The sequence below is a fragment of the Methylocystis sp. L43 genome, from assembly GCF_015709525.1.
GTDB lineage: Bacteria > Pseudomonadota > Alphaproteobacteria > Rhizobiales > Beijerinckiaceae > Methylocystis.
The window spans coordinates 1-16,383 of sequence record NZ_JADNRA010000011.1; the positions used below are offsets into that span (position 1 = coordinate 1).

Below are 16,383 nucleotides of genomic sequence, written 5' to 3' on the forward strand. Positions count from 1 at the left end.
GAGATGGGGATAAATTAGCGCGACTTGTCCCTTAAAGGATCGATCGGAATACGCCCTTGGCCGCACGTCGACCTTTTGTCCGGGCGCAATCAAGGCGATGTCCCGCTCGGCGATGTCAGCCAAGACCCAGACCACGGAATGATCGACGATGCGAAACAGAATGTCCCCAGGCGCGGCGCGCATGCCGTTAATCGCCGCCCGCTCCAGGACATGACCGTCTTGCGGCGCCGGCCATGCAATCACACGTGGAACGCTGCGGGCGCGCCCGATCACGGCGATGGCGCTTTCGTCGAGGCCGAGATTGACGAGCCGCCGCTTGGCTCCCTCCAGACGCTGGGCGTCGATCCCGCCGCCACGCCGCATGTTGAGGACGGCGACATATTCGGCGGCTGCGCTCGAAAGATTCGGCCCATACACGCGCATCAGCGTCTGGCCCTTGCGAACGTAATCGCCCTCCGCAAACCTCCCGACCGATTCGATGAAGCCTTCGAAGCGCAGGGAGACGATCGAGATACGTCGCGGGTCGAAGTCGATCCTGCCCGTCGCTCGAACAGGGACGCTCAGCGTCCGGCGTTGGACGGGTTCGGAGCGAACGCCGGTCTTTTGCAGCTTTCCGGGGCTGATCGTGATGGTCGTGCCGTTCTCCGCCTCGTCCTCGTAGACGGGTACGTAATCCATTCCCATCTCGTCTTTCTTGGGAACGGGCGATGTGTCAGGCAGGCCCATTGGATGGCGATAGAAGCGCACGCGTCGTTCGCCACCAATCTTGGCGGAGCCTGCAGGAGGCTTGTCCTCGAAACTCACATCCTCGCTGGCGCGCACCGGCAGATAATCTTTGCCTGCCGATGTCTTCTTGGGCGTCGAGGAATAGGCTGGGCGACCGTCGGGATCCCTGTAGTAAATGATCGGGCCTGTCGTTGCAGGCGGCTTACCCGAGATACTAGGCCCGGCGTCACCCAGCGTTCCTGTAGGTGTGACCCATTTGAAACGTCCCTCGGCCAGCCAAGCGAGGCTGGCCGCGACGACGACAAAGCCCAAAAGAATTGCGAAGTGACGGCGAGTCATAGAGAGCCTCCCGCCAGACGTTCAAGCTCCGCGTATCTGGCTTGCTCTTCGACTTTGAGCTTAAGGATTTCGAGTTCGATCGCTCGCAGGCGTCGTTCGGCTTCCAGAGACGTCGCCAAGTCGGCGGCTCCGGCCGCAAAGCCGCTTCGCGCCGTCTCCACCGACAGCCGCGCCGGACTGAGCTGGCGTTGTTCGACGATCCGGATCGCCTTGCGCACCGCCTCCAGCCCGAACCACGCTTCGGCCACATCGCCGTCGAGCCGGATTCGGATGGCGTCGTAGCGCATCTGCGCGGCGCCGAGCCGCGAACTGGCGGCGCGCTGTTCGGCGTCTTTCGCTTCATATTGCAGCGGCACCTTGAATCCGAGCATGAACATGCCGCTATTGTCGCCGGTGGGACGCTGCACGAAATTCGCGCCAACGGTGACGTTCGGATAGTAATTCAGGTCCGTGAGTTCTTTAGTTCCGATCGCTGCGCGGACCTGCGCGCCGGTCGTGGCGAGGGCTGGATTGGCGACTCTCGCGAGCTCCTGAACGCCGGCGAGCGTCAGCTTTGTTTTCAGCGGCCGAAAGCCTTTGGGCATAGCGAGTGGCTCTTGCGAGCCGCGACCGACCAAGGCATTTAAGCGAGCGGCGGCGGCCTTTGCCTCGCCTTGACGGCGCGCGACCTCTGTTTCAGCCGTCGCCGCCTCGATCTCGGCTTTGATCACTTCCTGCTGGTCGACCGAGCTCGCGCCATAACGCAAGCGCAGGAGCGCGAGAATTTCGTCGAGCCGGCGCTTTAATCCAAGCGAAAGGTCGATCGCCCGATGCGCGGCGCCGTATTGCGCATAGGCGGCTTTGACGCGGGCGATCAAATCTGTGGCGACGGCGCGACTCTGATGCCTCGCAGCCTCGGCGTCGGCCTCTGCGACGCCGCGCTCCAGATCGAGTTTGCCCCAAAGTTTGAATTCCTGCTCGAAGCCGATCCAACGCTGGCCGATGCCGCGTCCATTCACATCCCATGCTTGCAGCGTTACCGTCGGATCGGCCAGCACGCCTGCCGCGCCCACTTTATGCGCTGCCGCATCGGCATCCAGCGCGGCCGCCGCTAGTTCAGGGCTTAGCTGATTTGCAAGGGCGACGACGCTTTCGACGTTGGCGCCGGGCAAGTTTCGCTCGGTTGCCGAAAGCGATGTTGAGCACATCAATACCGCCGCCGATTCCACAAATGAGATGGCGCGAAGGCGCCGTCCTCGACTCATGGCGCCACCTTTAGAATTAGTCGGCCTTGGACCGTGCCGCTCTCGCCCTGCACCTTTGCAGCGAGTGATATCCGCCACGTTCCCGCATCAGTCAGATCGACCTTGAATCGATAAATTCCGGGATCGGGGCTTTGCGCCGGTTCGATCATGCTGGTCATCGTCTCCATGCCATCTGGAGCCATATCGAGACGCATCGCGAAGATCACCGCGTCTGGCGCCGGCTTGTCGTCGGGCTTATGGACGAGACGTACCGATACGATCGCTTGCCCCGTCTTGAATTGCGCTGCGACGAGTCGGAATTCGTAGTCGTTGATATTGGCGCGGGCGAACGGCGCTAGGCCTAGGATGGCAAGCGCGACCAGCGCGAATAAGCGCGCCTTGCTCGAGGTCACGAGCATCATCAGATTCTCTCCGTATCCCATTAATGCGCATGGTCGTCGGGCGGATTGCAGCCGCGCTCAATCCCGACGAGGGACGTCATCGCGCCTCACGCGTCGATGCGACAACGGCGCTGGTTCCTGCGGGAATGGGATCGTGGATAACGATCCCCCTCGGCTAGCCGCAGCGACCGCTTGAGGTCGCGCCAAATCTGCTCCGGGCGCAACCGTGAGCGAGATTGGACTTTCGGCTTTAGACGATTGGAGGCCGAAGAGCGGGCGGGCTTCGCAATCCACCGAGCTCAATGTCGTCGGAGGGAATTAGCGGCGGCGCACACACCCAAAGAACGGCATCAACGAATGGTTGAAACTGCGGAAGCGCTGCTTGACTGGGCCCGCAGAGGATCTCAGCGCACACGGGGAGTGCTGCGCCGTCATGGCCGTTGTGGTCGGGACAATCGTCCATGCTCATTTCGATGCAAGCATGGTTCATCTTCGCGGCAAAAGCTCCGCCCGCCCCAGCTAAAGCTGTAGCGAGAATAACCACAGAGATCAAAAGGCGAAGGCAGCGAAGCATTTCTCTACTCTGTCAGCCGCAAACTACCATGGCAAGCGCCACGCCCAAACCATTTTCTGATCCGGCGAAGGTCGGCTACGGACGGTGTGCGCCCGGATAGCTGGACTCCGCTAGATTGTCTCTCGCCAGTGGCTGGCCGGAATAGGATTGGACTTGAAAAGCGTACTAAAGCGTGAAGGTGCTGAACTAAAACTTCGGAGCGGCATGATTTCGTGCTCATACCGTCGACTGTCGACCTATCGTGCGATGAGATTGTTGAAGAACTTTTGGCGCAAAGTTGTTTCATGCGCATGCCAGATACCGGCGCAAAGACCATCGTCGCTTGTCTGGCCGTGACAACGACCCAAATCGGAGCGATAGGCGATGCCCATAAGAAGGGCGAGAAGAAAGCGCCCGAGATCGACCGAAGGCGAAGGAAGGGCAGTTGCGGTGTTTGCCTGGAATGCGCCCTCGGCGTCCTTTCTCAAACGCGGTCCCCTGAGTTCCTGCCCCCGCGCACGCGAATCGGCCGTGTTCATGTTCCAAATCCAGCGACAGAGCTTCCTTGGTTAGCTCGGCTCGCCGACGTCCTTGTGATTTATCAGAGAAGATGCGCGTTCAGTAATAGCCTTAAGAGGAAGCCGAAGTTCGAAGATCAACCCGTTTGGGTTAAAATCGATCGTTGCTTGTCCACCGAACGGCTTTCCCGACTCGAGTAAGATGGTATTGCCGAATCCGTTCGCTGTCGGTCGAGGATGGATGGGCGGCCCGCCGGCTGGCGACGACATACGACGCCAGCCCCGTTTTTGCACGCGCAGTACAAGCGTGATGAATCTGTAGCCCAGAGTTTTCGAAAAAGGCATCTCGCTCTCTTTTTTTGTCCGCACCTAGTCCCTCACATCGCCCATCCTACGCCTATCGATGATGCACTTGGGTAGCGCGGCTCGAGAGAAGATGCCAAAGACGCTTAGGCTCTGCCTATGACAGAAAGGGTTCTTTCGATGTGGGTCAACCCCCGAGTTTCTTACGAGGACAAATTGAAAGCCCTCACATTAGCTTGCCTCCAAGCCAATCCGGAGCTGGTCAAAAGAATTGAAAGCCGTCCAAATTGCGCTGCAAGCGCGAGCGACGTAATCGGCATTGTCGACATTAAGGTGCTGCTTATGAAGGACGTCTCTGATCGCAGGTGCCTGTCAAATATTGAGACCCTGTCGTGTTGGTGGAATTTCAAGAAAGACGCGTTGAGTTCTCAATCAGACGAATGCATCGGTTTTTTATATGAAACTCTCCTCTATCTCACACGCTAAATTCAGATTCGCCATTCTGAACGAATCCGGGGCACGGCCAGGATCGCGGTCCTTTTTGTGGTGCGCATTGCGAGCCGGCGGGAATGGTCGATGGTAAGCAGCAGCGCCTCGTGCTGTAAATTAGAAGAGGTCGGCGAGTCGGACCCCTCAGAGGTTTGCAGACAGCTTTTCGTTGGCCCGAGCCCATAGGCCGCAGCTCGCGCGGCAACGCGTCAATGCTACGCCCTCGCCACGTCGGCCGCAGGGCGTCGGCGTCGTCATCGAGGCGGAGCACAGCTGCACGACGCTGTGGGGGTCAACACGACGGACTCGCTCCTGACGATGAGCCGGCTGCTCGGCGTGAACCGCGACCACTCGCGCACCCGCAAGGAATTCCTTGCCATGGTGCAGGGGAGGCGAGCGCTGCGCCTAGCAAGTTGTGGAAATTAGCGCCGCGCCGGCGGCGGTACTTGCAAGGCGCCCAGACGAGTCGATGTGATTTATTGGCAAGAGCGCCGGCGCAGCCATAGCTCATGGACGGGATTGTGGTCGCGAAGAGCTGGCGCGTTTAGCCAGGAGCGGGTCTTCGTGGACCGCGCCGTCCCCATCCAGGACGAAGCGCCAAAGCAATATTCCGCGCCGGAAGGTGAGGCGAGTTTTGCCATAATCCTCGCCTTCTCCCCGCTCGCAGGTCGCCACGATTGTTCCCCGCTGCAGTTCCGTGCGAAAGGCTTCGACGGAGAGTCCGAATTTTGGCGCAACGAAAGTCGCGTCCACAACGAAGTCTTCGCCGTCACGGACAATGTCCGCACATCTGGGATTGGCCATCCTGTCCTCCGCTCGCCGGGTCAAGGCCGGCACCCAAAATCAAGTGCCGTTGCTTTATAGCCGACGAGGCAGGGTCGTGTCGCGGCGAAAGAGGCGTGCTTCGATTCAGCGGTTCATCAAAACGCCTTTAGGCTCGGCTTCGGCAACAATGGGGCTGACCTGAGCTTAAAGGAGGTCGATTTTCGCTGGACCTACATCTCATCGCCGCTCAATCGCCGCCACGTGCCGTCCGGCTGAACAGCCGCGCGATCTTGCGTGCTAACGGCGCGCGTGAGCGCCGCAGAATGCGCTTCTCCGCTCTTTTCCTGCGCACGCGCCGCGGCCTTGGGCTCCAAAGCGCGCCGCAGACGCCGATACGCTCAGCGATCACCGCGTCCTGCCTTGGAGTGAAGATGACTCCTGGGAGCAGGTTGGAATGAAATCGGCGGAACGTGAGAATAGCATGGCTCTGCTCCTCTTCGAAATCTCAGACCTCATCAAAACTCACTCAGAGGGCTTATCTCATGAACAGGAACACCTTGGCGATTATAAGGGACTGGGTTGGGCGCTGGTCAGACGAACGTTTCGCCGGGGCGCTCAATCGAATGGTCATCCCTCCGGCAAGGGCAAACCTCAAGTGCGCTCCCGTGCGTCGCGCGCGGTATCCAAGCCTATAATCTTCAGAATGGCTGACGATGACCGAGGCGGCTCAGGCGTCGAGCATAATGAAAGATAGGTTGAGCCATCTTAGCAAGGCTGGCTATTTTCGCCCGCGGCAGGTTGTTTCCGCAGTGCGTAACAAATCCGTGTTAACAGGACCGATGAAATGGCGGGGCTCGAAAAGGGCGCCCGTATCGCATCGCCAACGAGAAGACGCTTCCAGTATTTTACTACGCACGCACCATGATGGGTGTCATCGCAGCTTCGACACGCGTTGTTGTTTTGGATGCTCCGCTTGAGACAAAAGAGCTCAGCCTCTCACAAAGGCGAGTCCAGTCTTGAGACGTCGATCTGCTCGTCGTGCATCCCGAACAGCCTGCCGTCCCGTAGCTGATGGATGTGATCGAAGCGATCGAAAATCTTCTCGTCATGCGTTACGGCGATGATCGCGGCGTCGTGCTCGACCGCGAGCTTGCGCAAGAGGTCCATGACGATGCCGGCGCGCTTGGAGTCGAGGGCGGCCGTTGGTTCGTCCGCGAGAATGATGCGAGGGCTGTTCGCTAGCGCCCGCGCGATGGCCACCCGCTGCGCTTCGCCACCGGAGAGCTTGGCCGGCATCGCTTTTGCGCGGTGGCCGATCTCGAGATAATCGAGCAAAGCCACGGCCCGCTTGCGCGCATTAGCAATGTCGACGCCGGCCAATTGCAACACGATCGCCACGTTATCGGTCACATCGAGGAACGGCAGCAGGTTGTGGAACTGGAAGATGAACCCGATCTTGTCGAGCCTGAGACGCCGCAAATCACCCCGAAGCCGGCGGCCATCGCGGACGACCAGTTCGCCGTCGAGCTCCATGCACCCCGAGGACGGATCCAAAATGCAGCCGATGATGTTAAGGAGGGTGGTCTTGCCGGAACCGGAGGGGCCAAGCAGCGCTACGACCTGTCGGGGGTAAACCTCTAGCGAAACATCGCGCACTGCATCGACGCGGGTTTCTCCCTCGCCAAAGTGTTTTGAGATGCGATCCAGCCGAACAAGCGGCGCGCCAGAGCTTGTGGTTTGCATCTCAGCCCCCAAGCGCGGTCGCCGGATCGACCCTGAGCGCGGCGCGGACGCCAAGGACGCTCGATAGAAGGCATACTACGAAGACAATGGCTCCCAGAATGACAACATTATCCGGCTCCAGCACCACACGTCGTGGAAAGTAGTCCTGAATATTGACGATAAGTGCGCCACCGATTGCAAATCCGATGAAGCCGAGCGCCATGGCTTGCTGCACGATCATCCCGATGATCGTTCTGTCGGGCGCTCCAATCAATTTCAAGGTGGCGATCTGCTTCAGTTTCTCCATGGTCATCGTGTAGATAATAAGCGCGATGATCACCGCGGAGACGACCAGCAGCAGGCCTGTAAAAAGCGCGATTTGTCGGCGCGCACGGTCAACGAGCGAAAGTGTCAGAATGTTCTCTTGAGCTTCCTGGGTAATGGCCGCGAGATGCTTCCACCGCTTGATTGTGCTAGCGACGGCCTCCGAAGAAGAGTTCGGATGCAGACGCGCCACGACCGCATTGACGGTGTCCCGAGTTGATCCGCCCTCGCCACGAGCGAGTTTGAGTCGCGCCGCCGACGGCGCGAGATCGAACTGCAGTTTCTGCGCGTCCTGCAGCGTGACGTAGACGGCCGGGTCGCCTCCCGAACTGACCTGGTGCTGCGTGAGACCAACCACCGTGAACATGCTTCGGCCGAGCGCGACCCGATCGCCGAGGACAAGACCGGCAGCGCGGTCGGCGACTATCTCATAGTGGCTGCGAGCAACTCCGCGACCTTCGATGATTACTGGCGGACCGCCTGGTCGCGTCGGCTCGTAACCGATGACGTAGAGCCGGAGCTTGTTGCCCATGTGCTCACTCTCTACCGTCTGATACGTGACGCTTCCGGCGGCGTCCACGCCCGCGATGCGGGCGATCGCCTCCCGCGTGTCTCCTGGAATGCGAGATATCTCCGCGAAGGGACCGCGCGTACTGGATTCCACAACCCACAAATCGACAGCCGGCGCTCGGGCGATGGTCAGCGCCTCAACGACGAGCCCGCGATAGATGCCGATCATTGCGAGCACGACTCCGAGCAGGAGGCCAAGTCCCAGGCAGGTCAATAGGAACCGACCGAGATTGTGCATAATGTCGCGATATGCAAGGTTCATTTCTTGCTGGCCTCGATCGTCCAAATAAAGCGGCCTTCGCGTAAGCCGCTCTCCAGGTTCGCCACGACACGCGCATCTCCGGGCAGGCCATCCACGATCTCAAGACGCGCGTCCTCCGTGCGATGTCGGAATTTTACCAGACGCCTCCGCAACCGGCCGGACTCGACCGTCCATACCCGGCCTTGCCGTCCGTCGTAGCCCTGCACGACGGCCTCTGGAACGAGGATCGCTCTATCAAGCTGAGCGACGGTGATCCAGACCTCCACCTGCTCGCCGAGATAGACTCGGAATGGCGGATTGTCGCCCTTAATGAGAACGCGCCGTTCCTCCGTAATGCGATCGCTTTCGAGGCCAATGCGGGCGACCCGTCCTGTGAACGCATCCTGCGGACGCGAGCGAAGGCGTGCATCGACATGTTGCCCTTCCTGGATAAATCCCGCGCGCGCTTCGTCGACATGAGCGAGACCCCAGTACGTGTCAGCCGCAATGAGCGTGAAAATTGGATCGCCAGCCTTGACGACAGAGCCCAGTTCCTTGTGGCGCTCCATAATCACGGCGTCGTAGGGAGCCGTGAGCGTCCTATGGCGCAACATCGTTTCTTCGAACTGATACTGAGCTCGCGCATCGGCCAGTTGCGCCTTCGCGCTGGCAATCTCGCTATCTGCAACGGCAACATCGGCGCGGGCTACGGCCTCGTCTCTGAAAGCCTCCTCTGCGACTTGCTTTGTGACGATGCTTCGCGCAACAAGCGCCTGCTTGCGCCGATTGGCTTCCTGTCTTTGCGCCATCACCGCCCGCGCCCTCTCGAGATTGGCATCCGCCCGGTTGATGTTCGTCTCGGCGATCAAGAGCGCAGCGCGCGCCTTTGCGACCTTGGCCTCTTGTTCGCTACTGGCGAGGCGCGCGAGGACCTGGCCCTTCGTCACGCGGTCGCCGTGGTCCGCGTGCAGTTCGACCAGCGTGGCCCCCACTTCGAAACCGATTTTCGACATCACACGGGCCTCGACCGTGCCAAGCCCAAAGACTCGGATCGGCACGTTCTTTTCAATTGACGCGACCTCGACGGCGATCGGACGGTTCGCGTAAACGATTAGAGCCACGGCGATGGCAAACAGTACGCCGGAGGTCGCCAGGGCGTATCTAGCGATACGCCCGCGAAGCGCTGCGGCATACAAGAGGCTGGCTCCGGTCTTTTCGCCAATAGACGTGTCAGGCCCCCTGGCCGATCGTTCGGAGGACTCATTCATGATCAGTCTCCCGGTCGCATAGAGTTCCGCTCCAATGAGGGACTATCGTTCATTCATTGCCGCCACGTCGGAGATCCTCCAGCCCTCGGCCAGCGTGCGAATGCGTTCCATGCCGGCCGGCAGTGGCGCGTCGCTCTCCCACTTCCTTGTCACGTTGAGCATGGATCGAGCCCGATTGGCCTGATCGGTAGTGTTTTCGCCATGTCGCGTCGGAGCCTCCCGACATGCCGAGCTAGAACGCCAGCGCGGCTCCCAAGTTCGTTCCCGCTTGCCATGAACTTGCGCGCATCATCGCCTGATCTTTCCTCTTGGAGTTCTTGCATTCAGCGTCTCAGCATCGGAGGCGCCTGACTTCACGCCACGGAGGTAGATGCCGAGAACTCCATGAGCATGGGTGCGAACGCCTTTGATGTCGCCCGACAGCAATGATTGCATCACCAGACCCTGGATCATCCCGATGAACAGGATCGCCGCCGCATGCGTGTCCAGATCATTGGCTGCTTCTCCAGCCGCCTTGGCCTCCTCAAGCTTTTTTGCAAGCCGCTCGGCATAGCGCTTGATGAGCATCCGTGCGATTTTCGTGGCGGGTGCGGCTTCGGCGCGCTGCAATTCACCGAACATCATTCGAGGCACGCCAGGATATTCGATCACGAACTCGATATGACTCATGAACATCGCTCGCAATCCGTCCATCGGCGAGCATGCGCCTTCTGCCGCATGATCAATGCGATCCAGCAAACGATTGGTCACCCACTCCATCACCGCCTCCCAGATCGCATCCTTCGTGGGGAAGTGACGAAACAAGGCGCCCTGCGTCACGTTCATGTGCTTAGCGATCGCTGCTGTCGTGATCTCGCTGGGGTTCTGCGCGCCGGAAAGTACGACAACTGCTTCGACGGTGAGTGATCGGCGCTCCTCGGCCGGAAGATACTTGGACTGCATGCTGCGGCTTGGCTCGGATAATAGTAAGCAATTACTATTATTGGTTAGCCGACTGCGTTGTCAAGGGACAGGCCTTCCTCTCCCGTGGCGTCGCGCTTAAGTAGAGTTGGATACGTTAGGAGCGCGGCGAGCGGGAGCTGATTACTCACTTTTCCGCTGAGCGGAACAAGCGGAGAACCGTGGCATTGATCCTCTCCATAGAGCGTTGGCTGGAAAAAAGGGGACGCCATGGCTGAGCTGCCCAGACGGCGATCAGGTTTTCTGGTTCAGCGAGATCTTAATCGAGCGATCGGAGACGTGGGATATAGGGCCCCATTAGCGTAACCGCCCCCATAACCAAGCTCTATCTTGATCTTTGTGGCTACCTTTTCATATCGCAACGCTTTACAGAGTTGCGAGATTAGGGTCGCCGACATTTCGCCGGGACCAAAGCGCTACGGCCGATGCCGCCAACTTGCCAGTTGCGCGAAGAAAGCCTTCCCTCCGGAGCTAGAATGCGCAACTTTTTTCGAACACTTGCGCCCGAGCAATTCGATGCGAGCGTCGCAATCCGCGCCGACGGAAGCTATTTTTATTCGTACGACGGCATTCTTATTTTCGTGCCCGCTCTTATTCAGGCCTGCCGAGCGGGTTTCCTGGAAGCACGCCTGGAGGCCCGACTTAAACATGCCGCTGCGCAATTGCGCGACGAAGGCTTTCGATATGCCCAATATCTTGCCCGAGGACGTTACGCAGTATTCTTGGAGCGATCGGTCGCTAGAGGCCAATCGTCCTGTTTCCCATCACGCGAGATGAAGGTGTTTTGCATTCAGCCGCAAGCCGACGGCGCTATCGTGATTGGCGGCTCTCGACCAGACGCTAACGCCCCATGTCAACTTTCCGGAACAGATGCAGAAATCGACGGACGGCTCACCGTCAGGTTAGAAAAAGGCGTCAATGTCGTCAAACATAATGCGCAGACCAAGCGGTCGAATTTGAACCATTTCCTCGTCTACCAATGGCGCATTAAATCACCAGACGCCGACCCGTTCATGGTCGTCCAGCTTCCAGAATTAGGTCGATAAGTCTGATAGCGCCTTGGTAACGCTCATCTTCGACTCGCCGGGCTGCCACGACTTCAGAAAATCGATCCAGCCCCGGCTCAACCAGGACGCTGCCGTTAGTTGCGTGCCATTTAAGCATCGGGTTTCGTTCTGGCGCGAGCGTATCGTCCTTTTACACCGATGCCCCTCATACAAGACGAGTAGAGGATCTCTCGAGCAGCGGCCATAACGCGGACGTATGCCGCCAATCACAGTTCGAGCACGGCATCATGAAGGCAATAAGCCCTTGCAGAAAGGTACAAATCTGATGACGCGCTCAGTCGCGTCGAACCAAAGCAGAGTAGCATCTAAGGCGGAGAGGATCGAGCTACCGAATTCGTTGACAGTGGACTGATGGCTATTTCGACGATGGCCTCCGCCCCGAGGCTGTTACAACTTTGGGCATGGCGCTCCGCGAACCAATGTCCAACGCCCCGTTTAACCTTGCTAAGAAAATCGAGACCGCGGTCGTCCGCCAAGTGACCGAGATCACATATCAAGTCCGCAATAGCATGCGCCTCGACAGTGCCGCACTCCTGTTGAAAAACGGCGACTGCATTAGCGCCGGCGGCTATGTGATTGGCCTTATTCATCGTTTCTCCAACCTGACAATTAGCTGGACCCTTGGAGCAGGATATCAAGTCGGGAACTTGCACAATCACAGAGCGATAGGAGCTGATCAGCGGTCAGTGCTGTTACGGCCCCACCTTCAAACGAACGATGAAAGCGGCGAGTCTGATCTCCTGATTTGGAGATAAGGCTTATGTCTAGACTTGATCTTTCGCTTGAGCCGAACGGCTCCGGGTTACGGCGCATCGAGGTGATCACTGGAGCTGGTGGTCGGCGCCGGTGGTCCGAAGGGGAGAAGGCGCTGGCAGTCGAAGGGAGTCGCTGGCTCCTGACGCGGTCGTCTCGCAGGTCGCGCGTCGACATGGCGCTACGCCACAGCAACTGTTCACCTGGCGAAGGGAGGCGCGCCGGAGGGCAGAGGCGGCGGGTTGCAATATTCTTCATCATTCCCCTCCGTTCATTTCTGATGCGGCAACTCAACTATGCCGAAAAAGGGGGGAGCCATTCCATAATCTTACGCTAAAGCGCTGATGGAGGTTCGCTGGTATCTCGGGATGGAGTTGCGCAGATAAGCCGGACCGCTGCGCGAAGGCCCTATTGCGCACCAAAGGAGCCGGCGATGAAGAAGCATGAAATCGTCTTGGCGCAGGCCCATGCGACGCTGTTCGATCTGCCCAACCGCCCCGTCCCCGACGGCGATCTTCGGCGCCATAATTTAATGGTCCCAGCGCGGAAAGCCGCGTGGGTCGTCGGATGCAAAGAAATCTCAATTGGCAACTATTAGCGAAACGCAGAATGCCTCACATGGCGCCTTGCGGAACGTCTCGGTGATCCAGACGAGTCATCGAATACCGTATGATACTGGTTGTGACAGGCAACAGTAGCGCTCCTCCAAGTATGGCTACGATCATGATCGCTATCCACGTCGTCCTGTAGTTTGCGAGCGCTTCTTCGGGCATCAACCCTTGGAAGGGCGGCATCGCTCCAATGTCAATGATGAGGCCTAGAAAGGCAAAAAACAAAGATAGCACGATCATTTGCGCAGGGGGATTCTTCGCCCAGGCATATAAATCGGCTCCAGAAGTGCGGTTGCTTTCATTTTTTGTTTCTGCAGCGCTATTTTGTGCATCATCTCCGACAAGCTCTCCGCACCGAAACACGCCGACTTGCATTCCGCCATTTTCAACACTTTTCGCGCCAGTTCCGTTCACTTGATTTGCGGAAGGCGGAACCCCGGGGCGGCTAAGGAACACGTCGTCGGATCGCCAAGGTAGTTCAATGGCGTTTGCCGCCGGCGGAGGCGTGAGTAGGAAAGTGGCGAGCGCAAGTAGGTAGAAAACGTGGTTCATGCCATTGGGTCCTGCTACTTGGAGTTATTCGCCGACTCGGAGATCGCCCATCGTGCCGAATGCATGACGCCTCTTAGATGTGATGAAAAGACGAAATCTTACTTAGAGTCGGACTCAAATTCACATCTCGATTATCCAGGGCGATGCGTCGATGGATGCCTCCGATCTCTGGAGAGCCTTAGCGGCGATTGAGCCAAGCGAGCGTTCGTTCGACCAACGCCGTGCGCGAGGATGAATTCCAAGGTATCGATTTCGGAGGACCGCAAGCCTCGCTCGCGCTATTGCGGAAGCGAGCGGTGTGGTGCCCCCTTAGCATCGACAGTCACGCGGGAAAGGCAATCCGTTCTCAGCCGCGACGTTCACTCACACGCGCCAATCACGTCACCCTTTTATAGCGGGCGTTGCTTGCTATTACCGCACCGAGCGGCTTGCGTGTCGCAGCTTTCGTTGACAACGAAGGAAATTGGTGGATCATCGCGCCTGCGAGGGTGGCGATCCCTATTCCAGGCGGTATGCCCAAGCATCGCGGACGGCTCTTCAAAGCCGAGGATTCCGGATGCCGTCTTTATATCGACGTCTGTCTATGGACTTGACCGCTCGGCTCTACATTTGGCGGCGTGCCCCGGAGCGTCTGTTGTCGCGCCAGCAAAGCTGCGCGCGCAGCACGCGGCGGCTTTCTCATTGCGCCTCGCCTTGAACGCAGGCCGGCGGGCGCTTCGAATCCATCCAAAATCAAAAGGAGAAAGCACTTGGTTTCCGCGATCATTCGCATTGTTCTCTTAACGAGCGCCCTGGCGCTTGCAATAGGCGCGCCGCAGCTGCGCGCCGAACCTGCGACGCCCATCAAGGGGACCGCCTATGTGACCTCGTGGTTCGGCGGCGTCGTTTCCGTTATAGATCTCGCATCAGGCGCACTGAAGAAGAAAATCCCAGTCGGCATCCACAATCATAACGTCACGCTGCGTCCCGATCAGAAACAAGCTTGGGTCACGAACAACAACGCGGGGACCTTATCCATCATCGATACGCAAGCAAACAGCGTGATCAAAGCGCTGCCAACAGGAAAGGGTCCGCGACACATCTTTTTCAGCGCCGATGGCAAGGAAGCATACGTTACGAACGAGTTCGACGACCGGGTCGAAATTTTTGACGCGCAGGCGGGTGCATCGCTTGGCGTCGTCAAGGTCGGCGCGATGCCGCATTTCGCGCTCGCTTCAGGCGACAGGCTTTTCGTCTCCAATTTCGGCGGCGGCGACGTGACGGTGCTCTCACGCGCAAAACGCCAGGCGCTCGCGACGATCGCTGTCGGAACAGGGCCGCTGGGCCAAGGCGCGACCAAGGACGGCAAGCGCGTTTATGTCGCCTGTCACAACGCCAATCTCGTCGCCGTGATCGACGCCGAAAGCCTTCGGCGGATCGCGGATATCGAGACCGATGCGGGACCGGTGCAAGTCACGGTCGCGCCAAATCAGACCTTCGCTTATGTCGCTAATGACGGGGCGGGCACGGTGCAGAAAATCGACCTTGCCGTGAACAAAGTCATCAAAACGATCTCCATAGCGCCGGACGCGGGTAGTCACGGCGTCGGCTTCGCCGGCGACGGTCGCTGGCTCCTCATCACCAATACGGGAGCCAACAGCCTCTCGATCTTCGACACGCAGACGGATGAGATTGTGAAGACAATCTTCGTTCCGACAGCGCCTGAAGGCGTTGCGGTCCGGCGTTGAATAGCATCTTTTTTGCGAAACGGGGGAGACGCTCGCAATTCAATGGCGCCAGACTGCCCGAATCAGTCTTGTTCTCTTTAGCTATAACGGCGCTTCGAAATTCCAAGGACTATCGTCCATGCCGCGGGCGCCGTTTAGCAGCTTTCCCTGCCCGCAGCGGATCAGAGACTTAGTTGCGCCGCAAAAAATCCCAGCCGTTCATGAGGATGGCATTTCCCTAAAGTGTTGCTACATTTGGCTGCGGTACGCGTTTGTCACGCACCCGCGTTAATTTCTCCTGAGCCGTGATGGAAATTATGCAACGATCCAATGCAGAGTGGCTGACGGCGCTTCAGGAGAGCGGTCGAGACCAACAGTTGGCGCTTGCGGACCTTCGAGCACGACTGCTTGCGGCAATTCGGGCCTATTTGGCGAAAGGCTACGCCACGCAAGAATCAACGCGTTCAGATGAAGCGCAGCACCTTGCTGAAGACTGCGCACAAGAGGCCATTCTCATTATACAATCAAAACTTGGAGACTTTCGCGGCGAAAGCCGCTTTATGACTTGGGCTTATTCAATCGCAATCAGAGTCGTGCTCGGAGAGCTGCGCCGCCGTCGCTGGCGAGAAGCTACGATCGAGCGCGCTCAGCTTGGACAGACTTTGCCGGCTTGGCCGATTCAAGAACCGGGGCCGGAGCGCAGTCTACAGCAGCGCGAAGCGTGGACTCTACTTGCGCGACTTATCGGCGCCAAGCTTACTCCCTTGCAACGGACCGCACTTGTCGCTCACGCTTTTCAGGGGATGCCCTTGGACGAGGTCGCCGAATGGTTGGGTTCTAATCGGAATAATCTTTACAAACTCATCCACGATGCGCGTAAACGGCTCAAGCAGGCTTTGCTCGAAGAAGGCGTGACGCACAAAGATCTTATTGCCGTGTTTGACGAGCCAAAATCGGGAACCCATCTCCATTCGGAGGGTAAGACTTCCTCCGTTCAACGCATCTTATAGTCAGTCGTGCCGGAACCCGACATGAAACACAAAGACTTTACCCGCCTCATTGACACCGTCTTCGCCGCTAAGAGCGGAGAGGAGATGCTGTGCACGGAATATTTTGATGAACTTCCACGTTACGTCGACATTGAGGCATCCGGTCAGGACGCCGGAGCCTTATTGCCCGAGGTTAAACACCATATGCATCAGTGCCCCGAGTGCGAAGAGGTTTATCTCGCCCTTCTGAGACTCGTGAACGCAGAAAAAACTTTTCCTTCGAGGTAAGACCTCAGCGTTCCG

15 protein-coding genes are annotated in these 16,383 nt (G+C 58.5%); 6 read left to right on the forward strand and 9 right to left on the reverse strand.

Going from position 1 to position 16,383, the window contains the following annotated elements:
* From IYX23_RS00850 to IYX23_RS00880, 8 genes are all read right to left on the reverse strand, one after another.
* Positions 1–1,065, reverse strand: a 1,065-nt coding sequence (locus tag IYX23_RS00850) for an efflux RND transporter periplasmic adaptor subunit (RefSeq protein WP_196398813.1), incomplete at its 3' end; no start/stop codon positions are given.
* Positions 1,062–2,216, reverse strand: coding sequence for a TolC family protein (locus IYX23_RS00855; RefSeq protein WP_245435099.1), 1,155 nt, complete (start codon positions 2,214–2,216; stop codon positions 1,062–1,064). The genes IYX23_RS00850 and IYX23_RS00855, both read right to left, overlap by 4 nt.
* A gap of 89 nt (positions 2,217–2,305) precedes the next feature.
* A complete protein-coding gene (locus tag IYX23_RS00860; RefSeq protein ID WP_245435141.1) occupies positions 2,306–2,707 on the reverse strand; it encodes a FixH family protein in 402 nt (133 codons plus the stop codon).
* A 2,352-nt stretch (positions 2,708–5,059) separates the two neighbouring features.
* Positions 5,060–5,356 carry a DUF6522 family protein gene (locus IYX23_RS20025; RefSeq protein ID WP_109026906.1) on the reverse strand — a complete coding sequence of 99 codons (297 nt, stop codon included), beginning with the start codon at positions 5,354–5,356 and terminating at the stop codon, positions 5,060–5,062.
* A 957-nt stretch (positions 5,357–6,313) separates the two neighbouring features.
* Positions 6,314–7,060 carry an ABC transporter ATP-binding protein gene (locus IYX23_RS00865; protein WP_109026905.1) on the reverse strand — a complete coding sequence of 249 codons (747 nt, stop codon included), beginning with the start codon at positions 7,058–7,060 and terminating at the stop codon, positions 6,314–6,316.
* A 1-nt stretch (position 7,061) separates the two neighbouring features.
* Entirely contained in the window at positions 7,062–8,195 is a 1,134-nt protein-coding gene (locus IYX23_RS00870) for an FtsX-like permease family protein (protein ID WP_109026904.1), read from the reverse strand.
* The gene (locus tag IYX23_RS00875) at positions 8,192–9,442 is read right to left on the reverse strand and encodes an efflux RND transporter periplasmic adaptor subunit (RefSeq protein WP_109026903.1); all 1,251 of its coding nucleotides are present in this window, start codon (positions 9,440–9,442) and stop codon (positions 8,192–8,194) included. The genes IYX23_RS00870 and IYX23_RS00875 overlap by 4 nt, the downstream gene beginning before the upstream one ends.
* Before the next feature lie 288 nt (positions 9,443–9,730).
* The gene (locus IYX23_RS00880; RefSeq protein WP_109026902.1) at positions 9,731–10,384 is read right to left on the reverse strand and encodes a TetR/AcrR family transcriptional regulator; all 654 of its coding nucleotides are present in this window, start codon (positions 10,382–10,384) and stop codon (positions 9,731–9,733) included.
* Positions 10,385–10,878: 494 nt separating this feature from the next.
* On the opposite strand from IYX23_RS00880, the gene IYX23_RS00885 reads away from it, so the two are divergent.
* The 3 genes from IYX23_RS00885 to IYX23_RS00895 all read left to right on the forward strand — a co-directional run bounded on the left by IYX23_RS00885 (position 10,879) and on the right by IYX23_RS00895 (position 12,820).
* Positions 10,879–11,448, forward strand: coding sequence for a hypothetical protein (locus tag IYX23_RS00885; RefSeq protein WP_109026901.1), 570 nt, complete (start codon positions 10,879–10,881; stop codon positions 11,446–11,448).
* A gap of 867 nt (positions 11,449–12,315) precedes the next feature.
* Complete coding sequence (locus IYX23_RS20030; protein WP_246695852.1) at positions 12,316–12,567, forward strand: transposase; 252 nt, start codon at positions 12,316–12,318, stop codon at positions 12,565–12,567.
* Between the two features lie 88 nt (positions 12,568–12,655).
* Positions 12,656–12,820, forward strand: coding sequence for a hypothetical protein (locus IYX23_RS00895; protein WP_154454016.1), 165 nt, complete (start codon positions 12,656–12,658; stop codon positions 12,818–12,820).
* Between the two features lie 16 nt (positions 12,821–12,836).
* On the opposite strand, the gene IYX23_RS00900 is transcribed toward IYX23_RS00895, so the two are convergent.
* Complete coding sequence (locus tag IYX23_RS00900) at positions 12,837–13,385, reverse strand: hypothetical protein (protein WP_124740573.1); 549 nt, start codon at positions 13,383–13,385, stop codon at positions 12,837–12,839.
* A gap of 749 nt (positions 13,386–14,134) precedes the next feature.
* Between IYX23_RS00900 and IYX23_RS00905 the strand changes: the two genes are divergently transcribed.
* The 3 genes from IYX23_RS00905 (at position 14,135) to IYX23_RS00915 (ending at position 16,368) form a co-directional block, all read left to right on the forward strand.
* The gene (locus IYX23_RS00905; RefSeq protein ID WP_158273654.1) at positions 14,135–15,112 is read left to right on the forward strand and encodes a YncE family protein; all 978 of its coding nucleotides are present in this window, start codon (positions 14,135–14,137) and stop codon (positions 15,110–15,112) included.
* 287 nt (positions 15,113–15,399) lie between these two features.
* A complete protein-coding gene (locus tag IYX23_RS00910) occupies positions 15,400–16,101 on the forward strand; it encodes a sigma-70 family RNA polymerase sigma factor (protein ID WP_245435097.1) in 702 nt (233 codons plus the stop codon).
* A 21-nt stretch (positions 16,102–16,122) separates the two neighbouring features.
* On the forward strand, positions 16,123–16,368 hold the full coding sequence (locus IYX23_RS00915; protein ID WP_109026897.1) for a hypothetical protein: 246 nt from the start codon (positions 16,123–16,125) through the stop codon (positions 16,366–16,368).
* Positions 16,369–16,383 lie beyond the last annotated feature (15 nt).

What these genes read in the sequence shown, in the direction of transcription:
- IYX23_RS00860 (WP_245435141.1), bottom strand. Translation starts at nt 2,707, where the DNA reads ATGCTCGTGACCTCGAGCAAGGCGCGCTTATTCGCGCTGGTCGCGCTT.
- IYX23_RS20025 (WP_109026906.1), bottom strand. Translation starts at nt 5,356, where the DNA reads ATGGCCAATCCCAGATGTGCGGACATTGTCCGTGACGGCGAAGACTTC.
- IYX23_RS00865 (WP_109026905.1), bottom strand. Translation starts at nt 7,060, where the DNA reads ATGCAAACCACAAGCTCTGGCGCGCCGCTTGTTCGGCTGGATCGCATC.
- IYX23_RS00870 (WP_109026904.1), bottom strand. Translation starts at nt 8,195, where the DNA reads ATGAACCTTGCATATCGCGACATTATGCACAATCTCGGTCGGTTCCTA.
- IYX23_RS00875 (WP_109026903.1), bottom strand. Translation starts at nt 9,442, where the DNA reads ATGAATGAGTCCTCCGAACGATCGGCCAGGGGGCCTGACACGTCTATT.
- IYX23_RS00880 (WP_109026902.1), bottom strand. Translation starts at nt 10,384, where the DNA reads ATGCAGTCCAAGTATCTTCCGGCCGAGGAGCGCCGATCACTCACCGTC.
- IYX23_RS00885 (WP_109026901.1), top strand. Translation starts at nt 10,879, where the DNA reads ATGCGCAACTTTTTTCGAACACTTGCGCCCGAGCAATTCGATGCGAGC.
- IYX23_RS00895 (WP_154454016.1), top strand. Translation starts at nt 12,656, where the DNA reads ATGAAGAAGCATGAAATCGTCTTGGCGCAGGCCCATGCGACGCTGTTC.
- IYX23_RS00900 (WP_124740573.1), bottom strand. Translation starts at nt 13,385, where the DNA reads ATGAACCACGTTTTCTACCTACTTGCGCTCGCCACTTTCCTACTCACG.
- IYX23_RS00910 (WP_245435097.1), top strand. Translation starts at nt 15,400, where the DNA reads ATGGAAATTATGCAACGATCCAATGCAGAGTGGCTGACGGCGCTTCAG.
- IYX23_RS00915 (WP_109026897.1), top strand. Translation starts at nt 16,123, where the DNA reads ATGAAACACAAAGACTTTACCCGCCTCATTGACACCGTCTTCGCCGCT.